Raw genomic sequence first — 660 nt, forward strand, 5'->3', positions numbered from 1 at the left:
AGCTCTACCCCTTTTTACTCTTCAAAACACCAGGATGGAATGACTACCGATACCCTCTGTTGGAACGCTTGAAGAACATTGGCTTTAATGCATCGCCAAAAGTGGAAATAGAACACCCAGCGATGATCCACAAAATCATCCTTCAAACCGATCATTTCGGTATCACGATGAGTGACCATGTCCCGCAGGGATGCAGAAGTATCGCACTACCGAACCGCTTAGAATTGAATGTCAGCTACGTGATGAGTTGTCGGCGTTCACAGCAACACGCACCATTAAATCTATGGTTATTTGATAAGATTAAACACGTGATTGCAAACTAACGTTCTTTTAGTATGCCCAAAGTAATCGCTTGGTGATGTTGACGCAGATAATCGATATCTTGCAAATACGCGATGTGATGTCCCTCTTCCAAATTGGCTTGAAATCTCTCATCCCTGCTGCTTGCCATAAATCTCATGTAATCAACCAAAGCCGTGAGCCTTAACGTCATCACATCCACCAGATTTTCTCGCTCTAATTTCGAGCAGCCATACGCGTCGCAGAACAGTTTGGCGCGTTGAATTTGCTGTTCCAAGTTGCCCATTCGGTCATTTTCATCCGTTTTAAAAGGAGCCCAACCGTAAATGGAAAAAGCAACATCCCATAAACGAGGAGCAG

2 pseudogenes are annotated in these 660 nt (G+C 44.2%); one reads left to right on the top strand and one right to left on the bottom strand.

Annotated elements, in window-relative coordinates:
- Positions 1-323: pseudogene (locus R7R24_RS27535) on the top strand (LysR family transcriptional regulator); the annotation flags it as partial.
- On the opposite strand, the pseudogene R7R24_RS27540 reads toward R7R24_RS27535, so the two are convergent.
- A pseudogene (locus R7R24_RS27540) lies at positions 320-660 on the bottom strand (phosphotransferase); the annotation flags it as partial. The pseudogenes R7R24_RS27535 and R7R24_RS27540 sit on opposite strands and share 4 nt — an antisense overlap.

This window comes from Vibrio sp. 704 (assembly GCF_033339295.1).